General features: G+C 40.1%; 17 protein-coding genes and 1 tRNA gene. 7 read left to right on the top strand and 11 right to left on the bottom strand.

The window, feature by feature from the left end:
• The 3 genes from EPB74_RS02915 to EPB74_RS02905 form a co-directional block, all read left to right on the top strand.
• A partial coding sequence (locus EPB74_RS02915) for a hypothetical protein (protein WP_274902650.1) occupies positions 1–196 on the top strand: 196 nt, incomplete at its 5' end.
• Positions 197–415: 219 nt separating this feature from the next.
• The gene (locus EPB74_RS02910; RefSeq protein ID WP_274902649.1) at positions 416–1,183 is read left to right on the top strand and encodes a hypothetical protein; all 768 of its coding nucleotides are present in this window, start codon (positions 416–418) and stop codon (positions 1,181–1,183) included.
• Positions 1,184–1,488: 305 nt separating this feature from the next.
• A complete protein-coding gene (locus EPB74_RS02905; protein WP_274902648.1) occupies positions 1,489–1,974 on the top strand; it encodes a hypothetical protein in 486 nt (161 codons plus the stop codon).
• 214 nt (positions 1,975–2,188) lie between these two features.
• Here the strand turns inward: EPB74_RS02905 and EPB74_RS02900 are convergent, their stop codons facing one another.
• Positions 2,189–2,758 (bottom strand): hypothetical protein, encoded by a 570-nt coding sequence (locus tag EPB74_RS02900; protein WP_274902646.1) that lies wholly within the window; start codon positions 2,756–2,758, stop codon positions 2,189–2,191.
• A 69-nt stretch (positions 2,759–2,827) separates the two neighbouring features.
• Positions 2,828–3,313, bottom strand: coding sequence for a hypothetical protein (locus tag EPB74_RS02895; protein WP_274902644.1), 486 nt, complete (start codon positions 3,311–3,313; stop codon positions 2,828–2,830).
• 431 nt (positions 3,314–3,744) lie between these two features.
• Here EPB74_RS02895 and EPB74_RS02890 point away from each other — a divergent pair, with 431 nt between their 5' ends.
• Genes EPB74_RS02890 through EPB74_RS02880 form a run of 3 tightly spaced genes read left to right on the top strand, consistent with a single transcriptional unit; the run spans position 3,745 to position 9,873 of the window.
• The gene (locus EPB74_RS02890; protein WP_274902642.1) at positions 3,745–4,302 is read left to right on the top strand and encodes a hypothetical protein; all 558 of its coding nucleotides are present in this window, start codon (positions 3,745–3,747) and stop codon (positions 4,300–4,302) included.
• Positions 4,302–6,626 (top strand): hypothetical protein, encoded by a 2,325-nt coding sequence (locus EPB74_RS02885; RefSeq protein WP_274902641.1) that lies wholly within the window; start codon positions 4,302–4,304, stop codon positions 6,624–6,626. The genes EPB74_RS02890 and EPB74_RS02885 overlap by 1 nt, the downstream gene beginning before the upstream one ends.
• Entirely contained in the window at positions 6,619–9,873 is a 3,255-nt protein-coding gene (locus EPB74_RS02880) for a site-specific integrase (RefSeq protein WP_274902640.1), read from the top strand. Before EPB74_RS02885 ends, EPB74_RS02880 begins: the two co-directional genes overlap by 8 nt.
• Positions 9,874–9,936: 63 nt before the next feature.
• Here the strand turns inward: EPB74_RS02880 and EPB74_RS02875 are convergent, their stop codons facing one another.
• From EPB74_RS02875 to EPB74_RS02840, 8 genes are all read right to left on the bottom strand, one after another.
• Positions 9,937–11,208 (bottom strand): tyrosine-type recombinase/integrase, encoded by a 1,272-nt coding sequence (locus tag EPB74_RS02875; RefSeq protein WP_274902639.1) that lies wholly within the window; start codon positions 11,206–11,208, stop codon positions 9,937–9,939.
• Between the two features lie 171 nt (positions 11,209–11,379).
• Positions 11,380–11,456 (bottom strand) — tRNA-Ile (locus EPB74_RS02870).
• An 82-nt stretch (positions 11,457–11,538) separates the two neighbouring features.
• Complete coding sequence (locus EPB74_RS02865; protein ID WP_274902637.1) at positions 11,539–12,345, bottom strand: pteridine reductase; 807 nt, start codon at positions 12,343–12,345, stop codon at positions 11,539–11,541.
• Between the two features lie 69 nt (positions 12,346–12,414).
• On the bottom strand, positions 12,415–13,617 hold the full coding sequence (locus EPB74_RS02860; protein ID WP_274902636.1) for a tRNA nucleotidyltransferase: 1,203 nt from the start codon (positions 13,615–13,617) through the stop codon (positions 12,415–12,417).
• Between the two features lie 202 nt (positions 13,618–13,819).
• Positions 13,820–16,156, bottom strand: coding sequence for an NADP-dependent malic enzyme (locus tag EPB74_RS02855; protein WP_089555890.1), 2,337 nt, complete (start codon positions 16,154–16,156; stop codon positions 13,820–13,822).
• Between the two features lie 344 nt (positions 16,157–16,500).
• Positions 16,501–17,973, bottom strand: coding sequence for a protein adenylyltransferase SelO (locus tag EPB74_RS02850; protein ID WP_274902635.1), 1,473 nt, complete (start codon positions 17,971–17,973; stop codon positions 16,501–16,503).
• 182 nt (positions 17,974–18,155) lie between these two features.
• The gene (locus EPB74_RS02845) at positions 18,156–19,334 is read right to left on the bottom strand and encodes an acyl-CoA desaturase (protein WP_197684686.1); all 1,179 of its coding nucleotides are present in this window, start codon (positions 19,332–19,334) and stop codon (positions 18,156–18,158) included.
• Positions 19,335–19,784: 450 nt separating this feature from the next.
• The gene (locus EPB74_RS02840) at positions 19,785–20,513 is read right to left on the bottom strand and encodes a glycerophosphodiester phosphodiesterase (protein WP_274902634.1); all 729 of its coding nucleotides are present in this window, start codon (positions 20,511–20,513) and stop codon (positions 19,785–19,787) included.
• Between the two features lie 382 nt (positions 20,514–20,895).
• Here EPB74_RS02840 and EPB74_RS02835 point away from each other — a divergent pair, with 382 nt between their 5' ends.
• Positions 20,896–21,819 carry a hypothetical protein gene (locus tag EPB74_RS02835; RefSeq protein ID WP_274902632.1) on the top strand — a complete coding sequence of 308 codons (924 nt, stop codon included), beginning with the start codon at positions 20,896–20,898 and terminating at the stop codon, positions 21,817–21,819.
• Between the two features lie 111 nt (positions 21,820–21,930).
• Here the strand turns inward: EPB74_RS02835 and EPB74_RS02830 are convergent, their stop codons facing one another.
• Positions 21,931–22,527: a cob(I)yrinic acid a,c-diamide adenosyltransferase gene (locus EPB74_RS02830; protein WP_274902631.1), complete on the bottom strand. Its 597-nt coding sequence runs from the start codon at positions 22,525–22,527 to the stop codon at positions 21,931–21,933.
• Between the last annotated feature and the right edge of the window lie 275 nt (positions 22,528–22,802).

The following is a 22,802-nucleotide window of genomic DNA, read 5'->3' as shown; positions in this document are numbered from 1 at the left end:
AGGCTTGGTTATATCACTACAACCACGAGCGCCCGAATATGGGCAATGGCGGTTTTACGCCAATGCAGAAACTAAACCACGCCGCTTAATTCTATTTGATAAGTGTCTTATGGTTGGGATGATTACCGAAGCAATGGCTGATTACACACTACCTCGCCCTGTAGTGAACAACCTCTTTGCCAAATTCTGTAAATAGCTATTACCATTTTATTAAGTCATTAAGAGTTGTCCATATAAACAATGGGCGACTTTTTTATTTGCCTAGAAGGTCCATAGGCTTATGAATTTAAAGCTGTAAAAGTGCTCATTACATCAATAGGGATTTATACATACCTTGTTATTTCTTTTGGCAAATACCAACTCTTCTTCGTAGAATTATTCTACTAGTTTTTTAACAATATTAAGAACTTAAATTATGAAATCAAGTCATGTTTTATCATTGGTTGCTATCAGCAGTATTATTGCGTTATCTGGCTGTGCGGACAATAAAAAAGCAGAAGCTACTCAAGAAGTCACTACTGAAGGTTCGACTGTTAACAAAGAGGTGGTTGCAGTAGAGCCAGTAGTTGCTGAAGATAAGGTCGTTGTTATTGAAGAAAAGGTTGTCGAAGAAGAAAACCCGCCTAGATTTTCTAAGATTACTGATTACATCGCTTTAACGCTAAACGATAATTGGAATTGGGAAACACTTTCAAATACACCTGATGTTAAAGAGTGGCATAACCAAATTCCTGTTCAAGATAGATATTCACCTGAAGGTTTTAACTACTATATAAATAATAGTTTAGATAGTTACGGAGGTATTTTTGCTCAAGGTAATGAACTACAACCTAATGCCATTACTATTAATTCTATACAGGATGCAGCCGAATATAAGTCAGCTAGTGCGGTCTATGAACTTGAAGATATTTTTAAAAAAAGTGAATTGACTCGAGTCAAATCTAATTGTGATGAAGAGAATGACTCTTTATTTTCTAAGCGGTTTTATAAATGGCAAAAAGAAGATCGTCAACCGCTTTATGTATATGCGATCAGAGAAGAGGCTGATACTGGTATTACAACCAGTTATGGTATAGCTAAAAGTTTTGAGGATTTTTATAAGCCTGAATACAAGAATGCCCTTGAATATTTGAGAAGCAAAAATGGTGAGATTAGCAGTATCATTTGTACTTTTGATATCTAATACTTATCCAACATAATTTAATATTAATTGATTAAATTATGAAACCCTTGCTATTAGTTACCTTATTAGGCTGTGCTGAAACTAAAATGATAGGTAGTACTGTTGGTCAAAGTATCAACTCTACGATAACGGGTTTGTCAATATTGTACAGCAAAGTATTTTGGCATTCCAAGACAAGTGGTGGCGATGTAGTAGTTTATAAATATTTTTTATAGATCTAAGTATTAGGCTGTATTTAATATAATTTAAATAGTATTTTAAGACTGAACGCCAATTAAACAATCATAATATAAGAGTAAAGACAGATGAGAAAATCGTTAATAATTTTGGGCATTGCGTTTTTAGGTCAAACAACCGTCGCCAACGCTGCCACAGACTGGACACCGTATTTAAAGCCAATGTTGTTAGGATGTGATGAGGATCTTCAGTATACTGATATACCCAATCGCTACAAAGCATCAATTGCTAGCAAAAAAGTGAAAGGTGATACTAGTGATGAGTCTGAAGAGATTATTACCACTTATACGTTAAAAGATTCTACTGCGTTTGGTATGCCTTTGACAAAGGTTGAAGTGCTATCAGGTGACGAATGGGGACATTTAACACTATTTTTTAAAGATAATAAATTCAAGTCTTTACGTCCGAAATTCAAACTACCAAAAATTAATCCAGTACACATGAAGGTACTAGAAAATAATGCCAGTGGATATGAAATAAAAATGCCAGGAGACAAAGGAAATAGGGCATTGATTTTCAACGCAAAACAAAAAACTATTACCTGTGATTGGTAAGGTTGCTATTTCAAATAGTTAATTAACAGTAGGCTGGATCATAATAACGGTATTATTATACTCAAGTCCTAAGGTTAATAATCTTTACCTAAGTAAATCACTACATATAAAAAGCCCCAAAATTTTATATTATAAATTTTGGGGCTTTTTTTAGACCCTATATAACTAAGAGCTTATTACAATTTCACTTAAATTCTCTATATTAATGATATATCTACCAAAAATAGCAGGTAACCGTTTTATTTTTAGAGTCGTATTCGGCCCCTCTTTTTTCCATTTCACCCCAGTATTCCATGGTTCGAGTTTGAAAATTTGGCATAATGGTAGGTACAGTCGCAGTCGATGCAAACTTTAAAATATTTTGACCACCTGATGACTCAGGTACAAAACTGAATGTATACTCCTCTAGAGGCAGACCGCGGTAGGTAACGCCTTTATTAAAAATTACCCGGTATTCAGTGTATGGTTCATTTATTTTCATTTTTATATCTTTTATTGTGCTCCGATATTCTGATGACCATTTTGACCTTGGTTTAATAACATCTTCATAGTTTGCAGTTTTACCTCTAATACTTTCTGTAAACGCTGTATCCTTCTTAGCAATCTTTTTATAAGGTGGCTTTTCACCAGTACAAGCGTCTTCCATCCAGCCAAACACATGAACCATATCATTGCTTTTGTAGCTGCTGATACTTTTAGAAGAGCTAGGGGCAGCTACGGTAGTTGTAGATAGTAAAGATGCGGTCGCTAATAGGGCCAAAGAAGTTATAGATATAGATTTCATAGTTTCTCCAATAAATAAATGTAGATTGTTCAGGTACAGGGTAAAGAACGCATTATAGCTAAAGAATTGTTAGGACATACTGCTAATAAACTCATAAGGTACGCAGAAAGCAGCGTCTTTCTTAATGTATTTGAAACATTGTAAAACATCAGAAAAGTTAGGGTTTTTCTTTTCATAACGACTTTCTATTTCTTTATCCGAGATTTTTTTAAATGTTTTATGATGCAAATTTATAATTTCAGCTGCCTTACCATTGACTGAGATACTTTCTTGTAAATTCTGGACGTTTCCGTTTTTATCAAAATCAAACGTAGCATCATTGACGGTACGATAAGTATTACCATTAGGCAGTTTGAAATTTAACTGGCTAATGGCATAACTCATACTTCCTCCTACTGCGCCATCGTAAGTACAAGCTTTTACGATGGCCTTCTTCTTACTAATAGAGTCGACGGTGGTACACTTAGTACTGCCATTAACATCATTCATGCCGGCAATGGCACTAATAGAGAGTAACGACAACGGAAGAACCATCAGTATTTTTGTGAGCTTCATGACTATATCCTTTCGTGAGTTTTAATTTAAGTCAGAATGACTAGCTGTCTTTCTGATGAATCGATTATAGCGTCTGAAATACTGGTTATTTTTTTAACCGACGAACGGTCGCTAATCAAATTTAAACTCCTAAAGCATATCCCCGTTTTTAGTAGTTAAGGCTATTAGTCGGTTTCAGAACTTAAGAGTTCAAGAATAAAAAACCAACACTCAAACCCCAACTCTGAGCTACCCACCTAGTAAAAACCTAAAAAATAACAACCTCTTAGAGCTATATAGATTATGGCTTTAAGAGGTTTTTTTGTGCTTAAAACAATTCGAAATGTTTAAAGGTTATAGCCATTTTCCGATTCTGAGCACCATAGCACTAAAGTATTTGACACCTAAGTCATTATTAGATAACATGAATTATATTCACTATTTATAAAAATATGATGAAAAATATTAAATTTAGGCCAAGACAAAAACTCATAGTTCCCAGTAAAAGTAATTTGCTTGTGCATAGTTATGCTGAGAAGGCTTTATGTGTTTGGCAGAGATTTAAACCTGAGGTTACTTACATCAATACGCAGTATGTTGATAAGTTTTACCGTCCACCACTCCCCTTAATTGATGGAGGGGACAATACTTTTTATTTCTTTAATGATTTCCAGAGCGTTAATCAGGTTTTAAGGTTAGAGAGTGATTACCCGTGTTTAATTACGCCTGAAAGTATTAAAGATATTCAGCAGCTGGCATGGATGGAAGTTATAAATTTGATGTTTTTAAAAGACATTCATCACCCTGATTTGTTTAATGCACTTAAAAGTACTGCACCTCAAAACGTCATATGCCAACTAATGGGTATTAGATATCTAACTATAAAAGGCTATTGCCGTTTTGCAGGCATTAGTCAAAGTAGTTATGAATATATGCAATGTAAATATGCACTAGAAGAGCGTGTTATAGGTATTCCTCAAAATATGAACTGGCTGAATGGTCCACCCTAATGAATACAAAGAAATTTGATAACAAGGAGTTCAAAGTGGTTCTAGATCAGCTAGTACCATTTGACTCACCGCACTATATAAAAGTGCAAAATCTACTTATTAATCTTATTCAGATTAAACCTAGCTTTTGCCTTTGCGTTGGTGAACATGCCAGCCTAGATATGCCAGTATTTACATCGTCTGAATGTGAAACTATCGTCAGGACAGTCGTCAAAGAAAAAAATATTGAGGATTGGGCAGTCACTTATATGTTGGTCTGCTTTTACCAGAAGTATGGAAAAGTACATACTAATAGTGAAGCATGGCAGTTTATGAGTGCATATCTGCAAATAATTATTATGATTGCTATACGTAAGGATGACCACTCCGCCAAAGTAAATCAGCTAAGTGTGCGTCTAAGGATGGGCTTAAAGGACAATAACCCACAATCTGAGATTGTTAAAAAATTGATTAGTATTCATGCTCAACATGCTTCACTCACAGATGCATTAGCGTCGTTACGTCAATACGAAGCCCAAATCGGAAATGATGAAAAGTTAGGCAGGATCGTTAATAAAAAGTTGGCTGGTAAAATTGGCCAGATCAGACTTGCTTATGAAGTGGTTGCAGAGAACAAAGCGTTTGTAAGTAAAACCTATACCAATTCACAAAATAATGAGCTTAGTAAAAAACACGCTAATAAGCGATACTTTGATAGTACTAATGAACCACTAAGAGCGACAATATTTGGCAGACCCCATAAAAATGATAACGTGGCGGACGCTGAAAATATTGCTGATGATGACCCGCCTGCGCTCCTAGACAATGACTTTAAACCCTCCAGTACAACCGCTAAATCCTCAGAACTACAGCAATGGAAGCTAAAAAACAATTATCGACATGCCCGCCGTAACCAGTTTTATTTTCCTACCAGTCTACGTCAACTAAGCCTACTAAGCTATCAAATGCTATTTGCTCGGGTGTGGCAGCTTTTTATTATTGTCAGTTATAGGCAGCGTCAGGTTTATGCAGTTATATTGCTATCAATGCTAAGTGGTCGGAAGATACAAGACGTGATTTATGAGTTAGAACTGGATAAAAGTCAGCACAAGTGGTTGAGTCATGAGAGCAGTTCGGCTGCTGATAGTTATGCTATGAGTAACACGATTAATGTGACTTCTAATCGTAGAAGCCACTTACTGCCGCATCGTCAAAGCCATGATAATGAATTTAAATTACCTCTGCCAGCTAAACTGCAAGCAGTTATTGCAAATAAGTTTTTGGTGGATAGCGATGAAGTCTCTGAAGTGCTGGCAAGTTTAAAAACTCAGCTAGAGCTACCAGCATTATCAAATCAGCATATTGACGCTTGTTTATACAAGGTTATAAAGAATGAGCTGCAAGAGCCATTACATGCTGACATGATTACTGGGGTTGATGTGAAACACAGCTCGCCCTTGTATTACACCAGTATTGAGACGATAAGCTTAGAAAAGACCTACTACAGCGCTATACATCTATTGACCGAATACTGTACTGCGGACAGCCAAGGTGAGCTTCGCCAATATAGTGCATCTAAAATTAAGAGTAATGAATATAAAAGGCACGTAGGCAGCGATATGGCTTTAAACACTGATATCTGTCAAAAGTTTTTTGATGAGCTTGCTGAGGCAGCTGAGAGTTATAATGGTCGATTAAAGCGGAACGTAAGCATAAGGCAGGACCGTTATATTGAGCAGTTTAATGCTTATGGCGTCTGGCTATGGCACATCATATTTATTCAGACTGGGATTAGACCCGTAAAGCATGCGCTTGGGCTTTTAAATCAATTTGATTTTAGGCAAAGGCTGTTATGGGTGTCGGATAAAGAAGAGCGTCAGGGGCAAGGGCAGGGAAGGCTTATTCCTCTTAATGATTTCTTAATCACAGCGATTCAGAATTATATTGAATATATCAAACAATTTGCGGTCATGCATAATTCTATATATCCCAATGATCAATTTCCTATAAATAAAATTTTGAACTCTACTCAGCCACTCATTCAGCTATTTAGCCAAAACCCCAAAGGGTTTACCGGTATTACGCCTAGTAAGGTCCGCTATCAGATAAAACATTTTTTTAGTCACCAAGATAATTGGCTAAGACATCAATTACGTTCACTACTCACGAATAGGTCTCCTGAGTATTTGGTCTGCGCCTTATATGGTCATGAACATCCAGATCAGGAGGCTATGCATCCAATGTCGTCATTATCCATTAATGAGCTAAAAGAGTTATCCGCTGACTTAGATAAAGTTGCAGTTGAGCTTGACCTACGACAAGTTGAGGTGAATATATATGGATAATGCCGTTGCTCATCAGTTAAGAGAAGAAAATAAAAGCAAGAGTCATGAGAGTATCAAAAATGAGGCAAAAGTTTTGATAGCGTCTTATGTTGATGACAATCACATATCCACAGGAACAGACCTAACTGAATACTATCAAACCATTGGTAGCATACTTGAGGTGCATTTTGATACTGCGCATACCTATTACTTAGCCAGACAAGGATTTTTAGAATACATACGGAGTTACAACAAAGCTCATGAACTGAGTTTGGATGAACCAGTTGTGCCAGTCATAGCAGAGCGTGATCATTTAACAATATCTTATGATTGGATGGTAAATGGTGCTCAAGTAAGCCTTGCTAGCCAGCAAATGATTGAAATGTGGCAACGAAAAAGAAGGTTCTCAAACAATGATTTGATTGAGTCAGTGCTCTACTGTAGCGTGATGTATGGGGGGTTGAATGACATAGATGTGTTAAAAGCACTGTATCAAGGGCTCCTAGGCGAACGTGAGATATATCAATTGCAGATACCAGCAACTGATGAATTATCAGGTTCAGGTGTCGGCAGCGAGAGTTTGGCGCTAATCTTGCTAAGTATTAATGATGACAATTACGGTTGTTCTCATACGCAAAGTCATACTTCAGAGGGTATGTCTGATACAAGCTTACAGCGCTATGTAGAGTACATACCTGACGATATGACACTTTGCTTTCTATATGCGCTGAAAGATAAAAAGCTGAACAGAGAAGGTGTGAAATCGTTTGAAACCATTATTAGTGATATTTGTAAGAAGCTAAAACTACAAAATAAAGATAAAAGTAAACCGCATCTATCGCAATTAATAAAATACGCTGACTATCATTGGCGGCAGATGAAGGGGGGCGATATAGATAGTGCGCTGGCTATTGTTAGACAAGGCAAGATTAAAACGACTGGCTTAACCACAAATAAGCTTATTAATTATAATCAAGAGGTGATTAAATCAAACCCACAGCAGCTTACTTGGTCAGAGTTATTTGTAGCAAGTTATTCAGGGTCAGAAAAAAGAAGTACCAATAGCAGAGAGTATCCAAGATTTAGCAAGAATCTCATTAAAGAGGTTCAAGATGCCCTTAAAGGCAGTAAAGCATCCGCTATTATACAAGTAGCGCTGTTACAGCAGGAGTTAACCCAACCCAACGCCATGCGTCTTTTAGGATGGGTAAAGAGCTTATTGAATGATAGCAATAACAGGTTAGATACCATCAGTAAATATCTGGGATGTATTGGTCGGGATTGGCTTATGCTAACAATGGATGAGAATCTTGATGAATGGTCTGACGAGGACTTTGAAGCTGTCTATGAGGAGATTATTCAAAGTAAGATTAAGGATGGAAGAAAGCAGTCTATTTTGAACAAAGACTCAGGCTTTGGCGAAGACAATCTAGATACGGATGATGATTTAGTTGGCTGTACAGACGATGTGTTAAGTCAAGGTAGTCTCAATGGCTTGAATAATGAGCATATAAACAAAAACAAAGTTTCATATCTGGATAAGCTCAAAGATACTCAAAAATTTACTTACGGCAGACTGCGAGCTTTCCATGATTATCAGCGAGCGTACTATAATGCGCCATTTGTGTATTTTCCATGGGGTAATAAACGCCAAGTGGTAAATGCGAACATGATATCACCTCGGATATATCATGCGATGAAAGAGTATCTGGTCAACTCAGATTTAGACTATGAACAGAAAAACCTTTGCTTAGTAGTGTTAAGTCTTGCGTATCGAACAGGGTTGCGAATTAAAGAACTTATCGGTATTAAAGTTCGTGATATAGCTGACATCTATATTGATGAGCATGGACAACGAATAGAGCAGCCACAAATATGGTTAAGACCAAATCGCTATCGGAGATTGAAAAGTAGCAGCGCAAGCCGCCTTATACCCATTAATTGCTTATTTAAGAAAGATGAGCTAGAACAACTTACTCAGTTATATCGTCAGCAGAAAAGATTGAAGCGTCGTTACTTGTTTTCTCAAGGTTCAGGCGATCAGCCGTTACCCAGTGTGATTTTTAGTAATCTCATGAAGTTAATTTGGGACAGATTGCTAGGAGAGCACGACTTCACATTTCACAGCTTTAGGCATACTGCGATTAGTCAGCTGGCGTTAGTACTAAGTAAGTCGCCATTGGCACAGGTGATGACTGATTATGATAATGAGCAGTGCGAAAAAGTAATAAAAGGCGTCCTTGGCTATCACAAGGATCAAGGCTCCTGGTTTGGGCTGGCTAGCTTTGCAGGGCATTTAACGTGCGACACAACCTTCGAGCATTATATTCATACTGCTCATCTGCTGGTAGGGGAGCGGCTGAGTAACGCTTGCTTGGAGCTACCTATAACAGTTTTAGAGCTGATAACAGGACTAGATTACTCAATCATTTATAGTCAAGACAAAACTGCTTATGATGCAACGACAAAGACTGTGCAGTTAAATAAGATAAGATCATACTTTCTTAAAAAAACAGCTGTTAATAAAACCCCGTTATTTAAGAATATAGATGAACCTAATAGCAATGCTAGCCAGCAACTGTTAAACGGTAATTTGAATGAATTTAAAGAGTCGAATACAAATTCAATTTTCATTCATCCTAAATATGCGGACGTCATAGGTTTTCTAGAGGAGCTGCAGGAGTTAAAAGAAAACTCTCTAGGTGAGCTGTTACCTGAAGTTGCTATTAGACATGGTATAAGTCTAAATGAATCTAAATGTTTATATCTGCGCGCTAGTAAGCTGTTCAATGATGACAGGCTATTACTAGGTAGGCCTAAAGGTAGTAAAAATCAGGAGGTAATGATTAGAGCATTGGATAGAGCTTATCAGATGTCCATAAAGAATCCTGAGCAGTTGAGAATGTTTATTGAGATATTTGCACACAAACAAAACTTAAATAACTCATCGATTCATTTTGGTATTAAGGAGACCCAGCTGGAGATGCTACAGAGTTTTATGCTAGTAGGTTGTCATCTTATTGATGCAAGTCATTGGCAGGTTAGGGCATATAGCGAGCAAGCTGTAAGTGATGTTAAAAAAGACTTGAGTCTGAACAGCTCAATACGTGTCGGTGCTCGTGAGAGTTTTCACGGTTATGAGGTAAGGGTAGTACAGAAAAAACGTAAACACTCTGACAAAAACTTGGCTACCACTGATCACTATTATGCATCATCGGGGGTGCTTAAATATCTAGGTTATTTATTAATGGTATTAGCTATCTTTTAGTGAGATTTTAAAAGCTATGGACTAGGTTCGGTCGATAAGTTTGATAAGAATTGCAGCTTTGATCTATATAAGTGCTTTTATGAAATCGCTTTGTGTCATGCCAAGATGCTTACAATAAAAGGACTCTATTGAGTTTAAAGCGTCTCTTAACTGTCGTTGTGATACTTGAACATACTGTAGAGTAACATCATCGCTTGATTTAGTTTCGCGGTGATTGAGCAACCGTTTAAGGACCGGATAGCTGATGTTTAAGCTATTAGCTACCGTTCCAAAAGTACGGCGTAAATCATGTGGTCTGATATGTAGGTCGATTTGTTTATCTATAGCTTTATAACTGGCACTCAAATCCTTTACATGGTCGTCGCTGGCTTGCAAAGCGCTTGGAAATACCCAATGTTTACCAGCACTTAATCTCCACCTTTCTTTCAGTATAGCGTATAAAATATCACTAGTAGGTATCTCATGATCGTACCCATTTTTTGTATCTTTAAATGTTATTTTACCAGCTTTGAGATCGATATCCGACCACTTTAAAGACTGCGCTTCGTTTAAACGCACACCAGTCAACATAAAAAACAACATGATATCTCGTGCGTTATTGCTATGAGGCGCTTGCATGTGTGAGCTTCTATCCACATAGTTTAGAAGCGTTTTAAGGTACGTACCTAAATACTCTTCTTCTACATGTTTAGTGCGTGGCTTTACCTTATTCCAATCTTTCTTAGCATTGAGTATGCGCACAGGTTGCTCTTTGATTAAAAAGTCTTCGTCATCATCTAAAAAGCTATCACGGCAATAATTCCATACTGATCTTAGAGCTCTCATAGTTGCGTCAGCTTGAGCTTTACTTTGCTTGCTTATCTCTCTATGTTTCTCACTTACCATGGACTTAGTAATATCATTTAGAGAAATATTTAGCCAGTCTTTCAGCTTATGTAATATTTGACGATCATAAGTGGTAATTGTGCCTTTAGCTAACCCAGTCTTTGTTGATTTAAAATAGCTATAAGCTTCTTTAAGTGTTGGTACATTATTGGTCTTATCTTTCGGCTCTTCCAAGTTCTCATGAAGGCCATCGTAAACGTGTATACCTTTTTTTATGTTTGCCATCATTATGCTGGCTTTTTCACGTGCTTCGGTTAGTGTAATTAAATGCGTTTCTTCTACTTCGTCTCTATACAGCTTTCCATTGATGCGCTTATGCAATGTATAGCGCTTTGACTGCTTGCCTACACGTAGCGCAAAACCAGTTAGCACATCGTCCATATAGATTTCAGTACCTTTAGCGGTATAGTCTACTGAATCAATAAGTTTTTTGGTAAGTTTAACTTTCATATATCACCCATGCAGCAGTACATAACCATAGTGTTAGTAGTCATCATACTTTAATTACTACAAGGGTCAAAGTATCAAGATAGTATCAAAAAGTTAATTACACCCATGCATTCGTATAAATTTTAGACAATAAAAAACCCTTACAAGTCAATGACTGTAAGGGTTTGAATTTGGTGGGCCCAGTAGGACTTGAACCTACGACCAAAGGATTATGAGTCCTCTGCTCTAACCAACTGAGCTATGGGCCCTTTAGACGCACAATGATACCTGATTTTTAAATATTTTCAAGTAAAAGTTAGCAAGTAGGGCATACTATTTGATTAATTGTTACTAACTACCGCCAGCCAGCGTCAAACTTCGCCCACCATCTACCGTTATTATCTCGCCAGTAACATAACTGGCCTGCGCTAAATAGAGCACACTATGAGCAATTTCATCAGGCTTGCCTATCCGCTGCATAGGAATAGAGTCGATAATACTTTTTTGCTGTTCACTATCGAGTGCTTGATCGCTATCGGCTTCAGGTAATATATTTACGCCAGGAGCAACACCATTCACACGCACATCTGGCGCCATATCAAGCGCCAGAGATTGAACCATCATCCGATGCGCAGCCTTTGCCATGTTATATACAGCATAATTACCAAAAGGTTTATCATGCGCATGGATATCAAGTAAGCTAATAATACAACCTTGCTGCGTTTTCAAATAAGGATAAAACGCTTGGCTTAACAATAAAGGCGCTTTGGCATTGGTTAAAAACAGCTCATCCCACTGTGATTGATCAATACTGCCAAGCGGGCTAGGGTAAAAACGTGAGGCGTTATGTACCAGTACATCTAATTGCCCAAATGCTTGCATAATAGTTTGGACGAATTGTGCTAAAGCTTTGGTATCATTGACGACTGCTAAATCTGCAAGAATGACCACTGCACTATTAGCCCAAGTTTCATTAAGCTCATTTGCTAGTGTGTTCGCTTCGTGCTCACTATGATAACAATGGATAATGACACGATAGCCTTGCTCATGTGCTGCGCGAATAATAGCCGCACCAATGCGTTTAGCGCTACCAGTCACCAGCATCACAGGGTCATTTGTACGGACTAGTGGTTGGATGTTTTTTGTCTTTTGAGTCATAGGAGAGTTTTAATCAGTATTTGGCGTTAATATCTAAAGTGAGTTTTGACACAGTTTTTAAGCTGACTTTTAAGATAGCTTTGGAGGCATATTATGCGCTTGTAAATGCTCAATTCTATGTTGTCTCAAGGCTTCACCAATCGCTGGACCTTTAAGGTTTTTCTCGATATCGTTCATACTAATACTATGGAAGCTATCCAACGCCAACATCATCTGATGGTGCTGTATAGCTAGTTGTAATACGTGACTGCATACGAGCAGCTGCGAGAGTTTTTCAGGCTCCTTATGGGCGCTACAAGCTTGAATAAGGTCAATTTTTCCAGCAGCATTAAGCTGATTGATTACCCTTAATTTCTCAGCTTGTTGTACGAATAGAGTCGCAAACTGGGTTTGTGCTTTTGGTACCTTAGCCGTATTGCCTATCTCGTTAATCGCTTTGGCAGCTGTCTTCGATTCATCAGGCTTTAAATCATTAGCGTTAAGATCAAATAACGACGAATTGAGGCTAGCCATTAAGATTGCCCAACGCTGTGATAAATTTAACTGCATTTGACCGGCAAAATACAGCGCTGTCTGCACAGTTTCTCGTATGTGAGCATGATTCCAAGCCTGATTTAATGGCGCAAAATATTCTGTGAGCGCCCCGATTTCAAACAGCTGCTGCCAGTATACATGAGGGGATAGCTGCATCGTCGCGCGGCTCGACTCTTGCCAAATACGCTCGCTACTTAAGTGCACAAGCTCTCCTGAGCGCACCAATTCACGCATCAACGCTAAAGTCTCATCGGCGATGGTAAAACCCAAATCATAATAGCGGCTATAGAAGCGAGCCGTTCTAAGCACGCGTAAAGGGTCTTCGCTAAAGGCGCTGGATACATGACGCAAGGTTTTGTTTTCTATGTCAGTCAGTCCGCCATAGTAATCAATCACTTCGCCGTTTATAGGGGTGTCATTGCTTAAGCTTATGACTTCAATGGCCATAGCGTTGATGGTCAAATCGCGCCGTTGCAGATCGTCTTTTAAGCTAACATCTGGACTGGCATGGACGCTAAAACCTTGATAGCCAACACCTTGTTTGCGTTCAGTACGTGCGAGCGCATACTCTTCGCGGCTGACAGGATGCAAAAATACGGGAAAATCTGCGCCTACCTGTTGAAACCCTGCATTAAGCATTTCTGCAACGGTTGCCCCGACAACGACAAAGTCTTTATCTTTGATAGAGCGTCCTAATAGCTGATCACGTACTGCACCGCCAACGAGATAGACTTGCATGGTAACCTCTTTAGTTATTTTAGTTTTAATCGGGTTATAAAAATAAAAGTATTAAATGCTAAGCAAACACATTCTAGGTTAATAAGTGATAGACCAAAAAAAACCATTCAGTGCCTTATTATGATGGCACTGAATGGTTTGATTATAGCAGACTGCTACCCTTAACGAATAATAGTGGCAGATCAATGTATAGCGGTATCACTTATACACTAGCGGCAGCTGCTGCCTCATTTTCTAAATCTTGGGCTTCAGTCACCGCAAGTGCCGTCATATTAACCACACGGCGCGCTGTGGCTGATGGCGTTAGGATATGCACAGGTTTGCTTGCGCCTAATAAAATAGGACCAATAGAAGCGCTGCCGGTTGCTGTCTTAAGCAGGTTAAAGGCAATGTTTGCCGCATCTAGCGTTGGCAAGATAAGCAGATTTGCTGAACCTTTAAGGTTGCTCGAAGGCAAGTCATTGGCACGAATATGCTCATCAAGTGCGGCATCACCTTGCATTTCACCATCGAATTCAAAGTCGACATTCATGTCTGTCAGCAGTTGATGTACTTTGCGCATTTTGACAGCGCTAGCGCGGTCAGAAGTACCAAAGTTTGAATGTGACACCAACGCCACACGCGGTGTGATGCTAAAGCGGCGCAATTGCTCTGCAGCCAATACAGTCATCTCAGCCAATTGCTCAGCAGTTGGATCTTCATGAATATAAGTATCAGCAATAAAGATATTACGATCTTGCATGAGCACTGCATTCATTGCATAAAAATCATTGATGCCTTCTTTTTTATTGATCACTCCGCCTACATATTTTAAATGCAGTTGATAATGACCGAATGTACCACAAATCATGCCATCAGCATCGCCATTTTCAACCAAAAGTGCACCGATTAAAGAGGTTTTACGACGGACATCACGGCGAGCAAGCTCGATACTGACACCACTACGTTTGTTTTTCTCGTAGTAGCCTTTCCAGTAATCGTTGTAGCGTGGGTCATCATCAATATTGACAATAGTAATATTTTCGCCATCTTTCAAGCGTAATGCTAGCTTGGCGATGTTATTTGCGATCACTGAAGGACGACCGACCAAGATAGGGTGAGCCAACTGTTCATCGACGACCACTTGTACTGCTAGCAATACATTGCTGTCTTCACCTTCACAGTAAACGATACGTTTTGGATCTGCTTTTGCACGTGCAAAGATAGGCTTCATGACAAACGCGGAGTTATAGACAAACTCAGATAAACGCTGGCGATAGGCTTTCATATCAGTGATAGGAAGTGTCGCAACGCCAGAATCCATCGCCGCTTTAGCAACAGCAGAAGCAATTTCAATGATTAAGTTTGGCTCAAGTGGTCCTGGAATGAGATATTCACGACCAAAACTTGGCGTACTTTCAACGTTTTTAACGTTGCTCATAGGTGTTGCTTCAACATGCGCCATCGCAGCGATTGCTTTTACGCAAGCAATCTTCATCTCTTCGTTAACAGTCGTGGCACCAACATCTAACGCACCGCGGAAGATATAAGGGAAGCACAATGCATTGTTTACTTGGTTAGGATAGTCTGAGCGACCAGTAGCCATGATGACGTCTGGACGGACGGCATGTGCCAATTCTGGCATAATCTCAGGCGTTGGATTAGCAAGCGCAAAGATAATAGGGTCTTTTGCCATACGGCGAACCATATCTTCTGTCAATGTGCCCGGCATAGATAAGCCTAAGAACATATCGACATCATCGATGAGCTCTTCAATAGTAGTTGCTTCTGTATCACGCGCATACATTTGCTTGGTTTCGTCTAGATTCTCACGGCTAGTGGTAATAATACCGCGTGAGTCAGAAACGTAGATATTGTTTTTATTAACGCCAAGTGCACAGATAATGTTTAGGCATGAAATGGCTGCTGCGCCTGCACCTGAACAAATAACTTTGAGGTCTTCAATCTTTTTGCCAGTGATCAACAAAGCATTGAGCATTGCCGCGGCCACGATAATGGAAGTACCGTGCTGATCATCATGGAATACTGGAATGTTCATACGTTTACGCAATTCGCGCTCGATTTTGAAACATTCTGGTGCTTTGATGTCTTCTAGATTGATACCACCAAAAGTAGGCTCAAGAGACGCAACTGCCTCGATGAATTTATCTGGATCATTTTGTGCAATTTCAATATCAAAAACGTCGATACCCGCGAATTTTTTGAATAGAACCCCTTTACCTTCCATCACAGGTTTTGACGCCAATGGACCAATATTCCCTAAACCTAATACCGCGGTACCGTTGGTGATGACACCGACCAAGTTGCTACGAGCGGTGTATTTAGCTGCTAAAGAAGGATCTCTTTGAATCTCAAGACAAGGTACCGCGACCCCTGGAGAATAGGCCAGTGCCAGATCACGTTGGTTGGCCAATTGCTTGATAGGGGTGACCGAAATCTTACCCGGTCGTGGGTGTGAATGGTAATGCAAGGCAGCTTGTTCAAACTGCTCTTTTTCCGTACTAGGGGTGTCCGTATTCAAAGTGATATCGTCATTCATAATAATTGCCATGGTTAGGATAAATTGGAATAAAGTAAATGGTGATAAAAACTAATGCCTAATGCTCAAAAATCATAAGATATGATAATGAGCGTACATTGATAGTTACAGGGTCGTGATTGGCGACTAGACATCAGCATAAAAACAACAATCTTGCAAAATAGTTATTCTAGCATTATTGGTAATTGGTTGCCTAGTTAAGCGCCATGTTAAGCGCCATGAAATACGCAAACAATATAATAAATTGATATTCGTTATTTATCTAGTTGATAATGCCAAAAAACAGCGCTAAATATCAACCTTAATTTTATAGTGTTTCAAAATATTACAGAATAAGCCACTTATTAAGATGAGCAGCTGATCGGCATTTGCGGGGCATGAGGGGCAGGTGGTATTGTATCAAGTTCGATGGCCGTATCATTTATAGTATAAGGGTTGGCAAGCAACTCAAATACTCGATTTAATTCACCAAATTGCCCTTGTTCTGCAGCCACAATGGCACGCTGAGCCATGCTATTACGCAAGATATAAACGGGATTGTTAGTTTGTAGGCTACTAATCACTTGTTCGCTAGAAAGCGGTTTTGTTTGCGATAAATAGTGTTCTGACCAATCTTGCCATATTTGTAATGGCTCATCTTTTAGCTCAGCAATCATCGTTGCCAGTAGTTGCTGCTCATAAGGATGCTCGCTTGGCGCAATTAATCCCAATAATGCCCGGAAGCTATTGGTATAGTCGAGCAAGTTATCTTCTAACAAGGTTAGAAACTCAAAAGCCAATGTTAAGCTCTCTTTTGCATGCGGCAGTCCCAGCTTGCGGCATAGCCCTTGTTGATAGTGCTGCATAAAAGTCGCTTCATAAGGAGCTAAACAATCCGCCAACGTTTCGCGCGTGACACCAGCCTGAGTCAAGCGCATAAAGTGTGGTAGCCAAATGTTCAGGTTCCAGTGCCCGATGGCAGGTTGGTTTTGGTAGGCATAGCGTCCTGTGTGGTCGGAGTGGTTGTTAACCCAAGCCGGATTAAAACGTTCCATAAAGCCGAAAGGTCCAAAGTCTAAGGTGCTGCCGGTAATCGACAAGTTATCCGTATTCATGACCCCATGAGCAAAACCAGTCAGCTGCCAATCGGCAATCATGCGTGCCGTACGTTCGACCACTGTTTGCAGGAACGCCAATACGGGCTTTTCATTATCACGGCACTCTGGATAATAAGTATCGATCATATAGTCGGTAAATTCAGCGAGTAAATCGGGCGCGAAACTGGCAATCCACTCAACGTGACCCAAGCGAATATGGCTGTCAGCCACACGCATCAATGCCGCCCCAGCTTCCATCCGCTCGCGCCGTATAGCCGTATCAGATACCACAAAACCCAAAGCGTTAGAGGAGGGCACACCAAGCTGGGTCAGTGCATGACCACATAAATATTCTCGAATGGTACTGCGTAAGACGGCACGGCCATCACCCATCCGTGAGTAGGGTGTCAGGCCGCTACCTTTAAGATGTAAATCTTGCAACTTATCATTATTATCGAGTACTTGCGCCATTAATAAGCCGCGTCCATCACCCAATTGTCCTGCCCATTGTCCAAATTGATGACCTGCATAAGCCATTGATAACGGCTGAAACTGGGCAGGCACGTACTGCCCACCGAGTATCTCAACCCAGCGTGCCATCAAATCTTCATCTTCTGTCCAGCCTAGTTGCTGTGCAACCTGTGTATTAAAATGACCAGCACGAGGATTGTCTAATGGTGTCGGCACCTGCTCATGATAAAGGCGGGTGTCTAATTTGACATAAGTGTTTTGATAGCGCATATGAGCCGGTCCAATTGAGGTATAAAGAGAATAAACTCACTATAACATAGCCTGCATATAGCAGCATTGCACTCTGTCCCTCTCTTGTAATTAACACACAAAAAAATCCCCCTATCTTTGACAGATAGAGGGAAGGAGAAGCGTCACAATATCAAGGCTAAATTATTAATCAGCCGTTAAGCTTAAGCAGCTTTGGCGTCTTGACCGATTGCGCGAAAGGCTGTTTTCAAGTTGCTGTTATGCGCCAGTATTTTTTGTTCAATCTTGGCATAATCTTGCTTCAACTCATCTTCAACTTCATGTAAGCGATCAGCAAACTCAGTCTTTTTCAGCTCAATGGTTTTTGCTTTTAATGCTTGCCATTCTTCGACTGTCTGCGTAAAGGCATCATATTCAAACTTAATACGCTCTTGGAAGCTTTTCATCGCATGAGGAATATCAATACCACTTGACGTTGCCGTATCAATCTGCTGCTGTGCCGCTTTGAATTGCATTTGTACTTCAGCATGCTTGATGGTTGTGTCATCAACGGTACGTAGCTCGCTGGTCAAGCCAAGCTTTGATAAGCCAGCGATGAGCCATTTGGTTGGATCATATTGCCACCATTTTACGCCATTACGATAATCGTATTGGAAGAAGTGATGATAGTTGTGATAACCCTCACCCCACGTAAAGATAGCTAAGAAGAAGTTATCACGGGCACTATTGGTATCCGTATAAGGACGCGTCCCAAACATGTGGCATAACGAGTTGATAAAGAAGGTAAAGTGATGGGTCAAAACCAAGCGTAGCAAACCAGCAACGATTAAGGTACCCCAAACATCACCTAGTAACCAGCCAATGGCGGCAACCATACCAACGTTCAGCGCCACGACCCATAGACCATAATATTTATGCTGAATCTGCAAGGTTCTATCTTTGGTCAAATCAGGAATATTTTTATAGTCAAACTTACCGCTAGGGTAGTTGCGTAGCATCCAGCCCATGTGACTAAAGAAAAAGCCACGCTTCGCTGAATACGGATCGTCTAAGCGATCATCAACATGACGATGATGGCTACGATGACCAGAAACCCAGTCAAATGCTGAACCTTGAACCGCTAAGGTAGAACCAAGCAATAAAAAGTTTTTGACAATCGGATGCGCTTTATAAGCACGATGTGACAATAAACGGTGATAACCGGCTGTAATACTGATACCCGTCCATACCATAAAGGCACCAAACACGCCCCAAACCGGTGCGCTGACTTGATGGGTAAACAGATACCATGGGGTAATGATAGCAGCAGCAATAGGCGTGGCTACCAGAATAGTCGCTGGAATCCAGTTGATTGGTGCTTTTGTGAATTCAAACTCGCGCATATCGATGCTGTCCGCACTGGTAGAGACATCTTGCTCTCCAGAAGTATTAGCATAGTTGCGTTTGGCAACCGGTGTTTCATCGAGTGAGTTTTTCGCTTTATTCTCATCGAAACGTGTCTTAAAACGCGTGACTTGAGTGCTGGCGGTTTTCACAAGTGTGTCACCAGATTTGATAGCGAAACGTAAGCCTTTAAGCGGTAAGCCAAGTGCTTTTTTTGCAATCATATAATATCCCTAGCGGTATTAATTTAAGCCTCTATATTACCTTAAATACTTAGTAAAGTGAACACTTATACACTATAAAAATATTGCTAAATAACAATAACTTGTATCGTTTATACCATCTATGATGATAAATAAGCCATGACTTATCAGTTCTTAAGTAAAAGTGTAAGTAGAACGATAAATATGTAGGCTACCACAGCTTCTGTTCGAACATAGTTAACATGTTTAACGTAGCAGAAGAGTGGATGGATAATCGGTAATAATGACGTCGACCTGCCAATCTATAAGCTGTTTAATCGTATCGCTATCATTGACCGTCCACGCACTCACAGGCAAGTCATATCGATGACAATGCTGAATGACTGCTTTATTAAGAAGCGGGTAGTAAATACCAAGTTGCACACAGCCAAGTTGCAAGGCAGTATTCGGCGCAGTTACCAATAAGCCAGGCGTACGAATAAGCAATCCACGTGGGACGTGCGTTAATAATTTATTGCGTTGTAGTCGTGCATGCAGCTCTACATCAAAACTGGTCAGTACAATAGGTAGGCTGGCAAGTGGGCTATCGACTAGGTCACGCATCAAAGCCTTTATCAATTTGTCGTAATCAGTTCTATTATGCGTTTTAACCTCAAGCTCAATATAAGTAAAGCCATGTAGTGCAGGCGCTATGCTTGGCAAAGTAATAATCTGATGACCGAACTGTAAATGGCGTTGAATCTCAATAAGACTTAACTGGTCGATGCGTGATTGCTGCGCGCACATGCGCTCTAAGTCGTCATCATGAAAGACCAATAACTCTCCATCCTTGCTGAGCTGTACATCAAACTCAACACCGGCTACACCAGCTGTTTGTAAACGTTGAGCATACTCAAACCCTGATAAAGTGTTTTCTAATGCTTCACCGCGAGCGCCACGATGACCGAGTAATAGTGTGTTTTTAAGGTTTATCATAATGAATAACCATAGAATGTTTGGAACGTCATCATATAATCTCTAATAAAAAGCGTCTAACAAAATATTTATAACATTCTTTAAATGCTCGAAAATTTAGCTGAGCATCTAGCCATGTATTTGTTCTGACTGTGTATTTGTTGCGTTTTTGCAACCAAAGCTAGGTTTTGGGCACAATGTTAGACGTTATTTGTATATCAATAGGCTACACTAATGACCATTTAATACAAACACCGTATAATAATGTGATTTTCAAATCTATCACAATGAACATTTTTGATTTAACCATTTTTTTCATTGTTTTAGTTTGAGTGTCATGGTTTGAACGTCAAATACTGTCCGTCGGTGGCGGTATGAATCAGTAAATTGGAGCAAAATAAATATGAGCGTAGCAAATAAAAGTTTGAGCAAGTGGTACAAAGTTGCTGGTGTTGGCATAGCATGTAGTTTAGCGCTTGCTGGTTGTGACCGCTCAGAAAAAGAAGATACTCCTGAAACGGCAGAGGTTACAGAGCAAGAAACAGAGGTCAGTGAAAATGCAGCTGCCACTGCGGTTAGTTGTGATGACCCAATAGTACAAGATCGCCTCAAATCGGCCTTAAAAAATACGCTCAATCAACAAGCGCAAACATTGGCTACAAGTTATGCTAACGATGCAGAGATTGGTCTAAGCAGTGGCGTTGTCACTACTAAAACCAATGGCATCGTCATCGATATACAAAATGCCGCGACCTTACAAGCAGCCAATGCCAACGGTATGACGACTTGTCAGGCTAGTGTTAGCATGACCTTGCCGAGTGAAGACTTGTATCAAGCCAGCCAAGTTCAAGCGGCTAATAACCAACCAAGTTTGCAATCTCGTTTAGCCCAAGACAATATTCGTATCAATAACAACATGCTCGTTGATGATGCCTTTACTTATGTCGTCGGTACGCAAGGTGGACAAATACGTACCCGTATCGCTGGACAGCCAGCATTGCTCACGGTTGTATCAGAAGTAGTGGCAAGCTCAGTATATCAGTCAGCATTGGAAGAGCAGCGCGCCCAACGTGCAGCACAGCAAGCAGAACGCCGCCGTGAAACAGCGCAAACTAATAACGACAATCAGCCAAGACCAGTAACGCCAGCTGCCCCTGTGCGCCCAGCCACACCTGCTACGCCGCCGAGTGTGAATCAAAACAATCAAGGTAGCAGCGCTACAACGCCTAGCACCACTGCACCTGCGACCCCAGAAGCGCCAAAATCTACACCTAAAGATGAAAGTATCGATATGGTGATTATTGAAGATGAAAACGCTACTTACTGATCTATAAAGTAAAGCATGGTCAATAAAGTAGAATTATTGATAATAAAACGCCCACAATCTTCAAGTTGTGGGCGTTTTACATTTTACGTTAAATCGATCAGTTATCAGTTATCAGTTATCAGTGAATTTTTGTAATACTTGGCTGTCCCATAGGACTTCAGAGACCTGCTCAGGATCCGTGCAAAAGCGTGCGGCGACAAACAGCCAGTCGGATAAGCGATTGATAAAGCTGACAGCAGTATGGCGAATGGCTTGTGGACGCTCTTGTTGTAACAGTACTGCTTGGCGTTCAGCACGGCGACAGACGGTACGTGCCACGTGTAATTGGCTAACCAATAACGACCCTGTCGGTAAGATAAAATCTTTCAGCGGCGGCAACGTGCTATTCATTGCGTCAATCTGTTGCTCTAACCAATTGGTATGAGTCGCATTGACACCTTCATATTCTGGCATCGAAAGCTCACCGCCGATATTGAATAATAAGTGTTGAATAATAATCAATGCTTGAGAAAAATCTGCTTTTTGAGTAGCGTCAGTCACCGTTTGCGTGAGCTGCGAGCGTGCTAAGCCAATATGAGAATTAAGCTCATCAATATCGCCCATCACGCTGAACAGACTATCAGCTTTACTCACGCGGCTGCCATCTGCCATGCCGGTACTGCCATCATCTCCAGTACGAGTATAAATTTTGCTTAAACGATTGCCCATCTCTATATCCTTACCTGTCATTATTTTTCATTATTAAAAATTATCACATTAAAAAGTACCAATTGATTGAAGCATGTTACCTACATGATAGAAGAAGCTTGCTCACGTACTTAAAAAAGGTTACTTGTGCGCTCATTGTAGTATTTTACGAGCATTTTCGCTAAGATAATGGGTTAAGTTTTATATTGCTGCTTTCTGTAAAATAATCACGACGTTATTTACGTTTATAAGTAAACGTCTTTATTTGCTAAGCGTGCATTATTGTTAGACTTGTT

It is taken from the genome of Psychrobacter sp. DAB_AL62B, from assembly GCF_028895345.1.
In the GTDB taxonomy this organism is placed as follows: domain Bacteria; phylum Pseudomonadota; class Gammaproteobacteria; order Pseudomonadales; family Moraxellaceae; genus Psychrobacter.
This window is presented reverse-complemented; position numbering and strand designations above follow the sequence as displayed.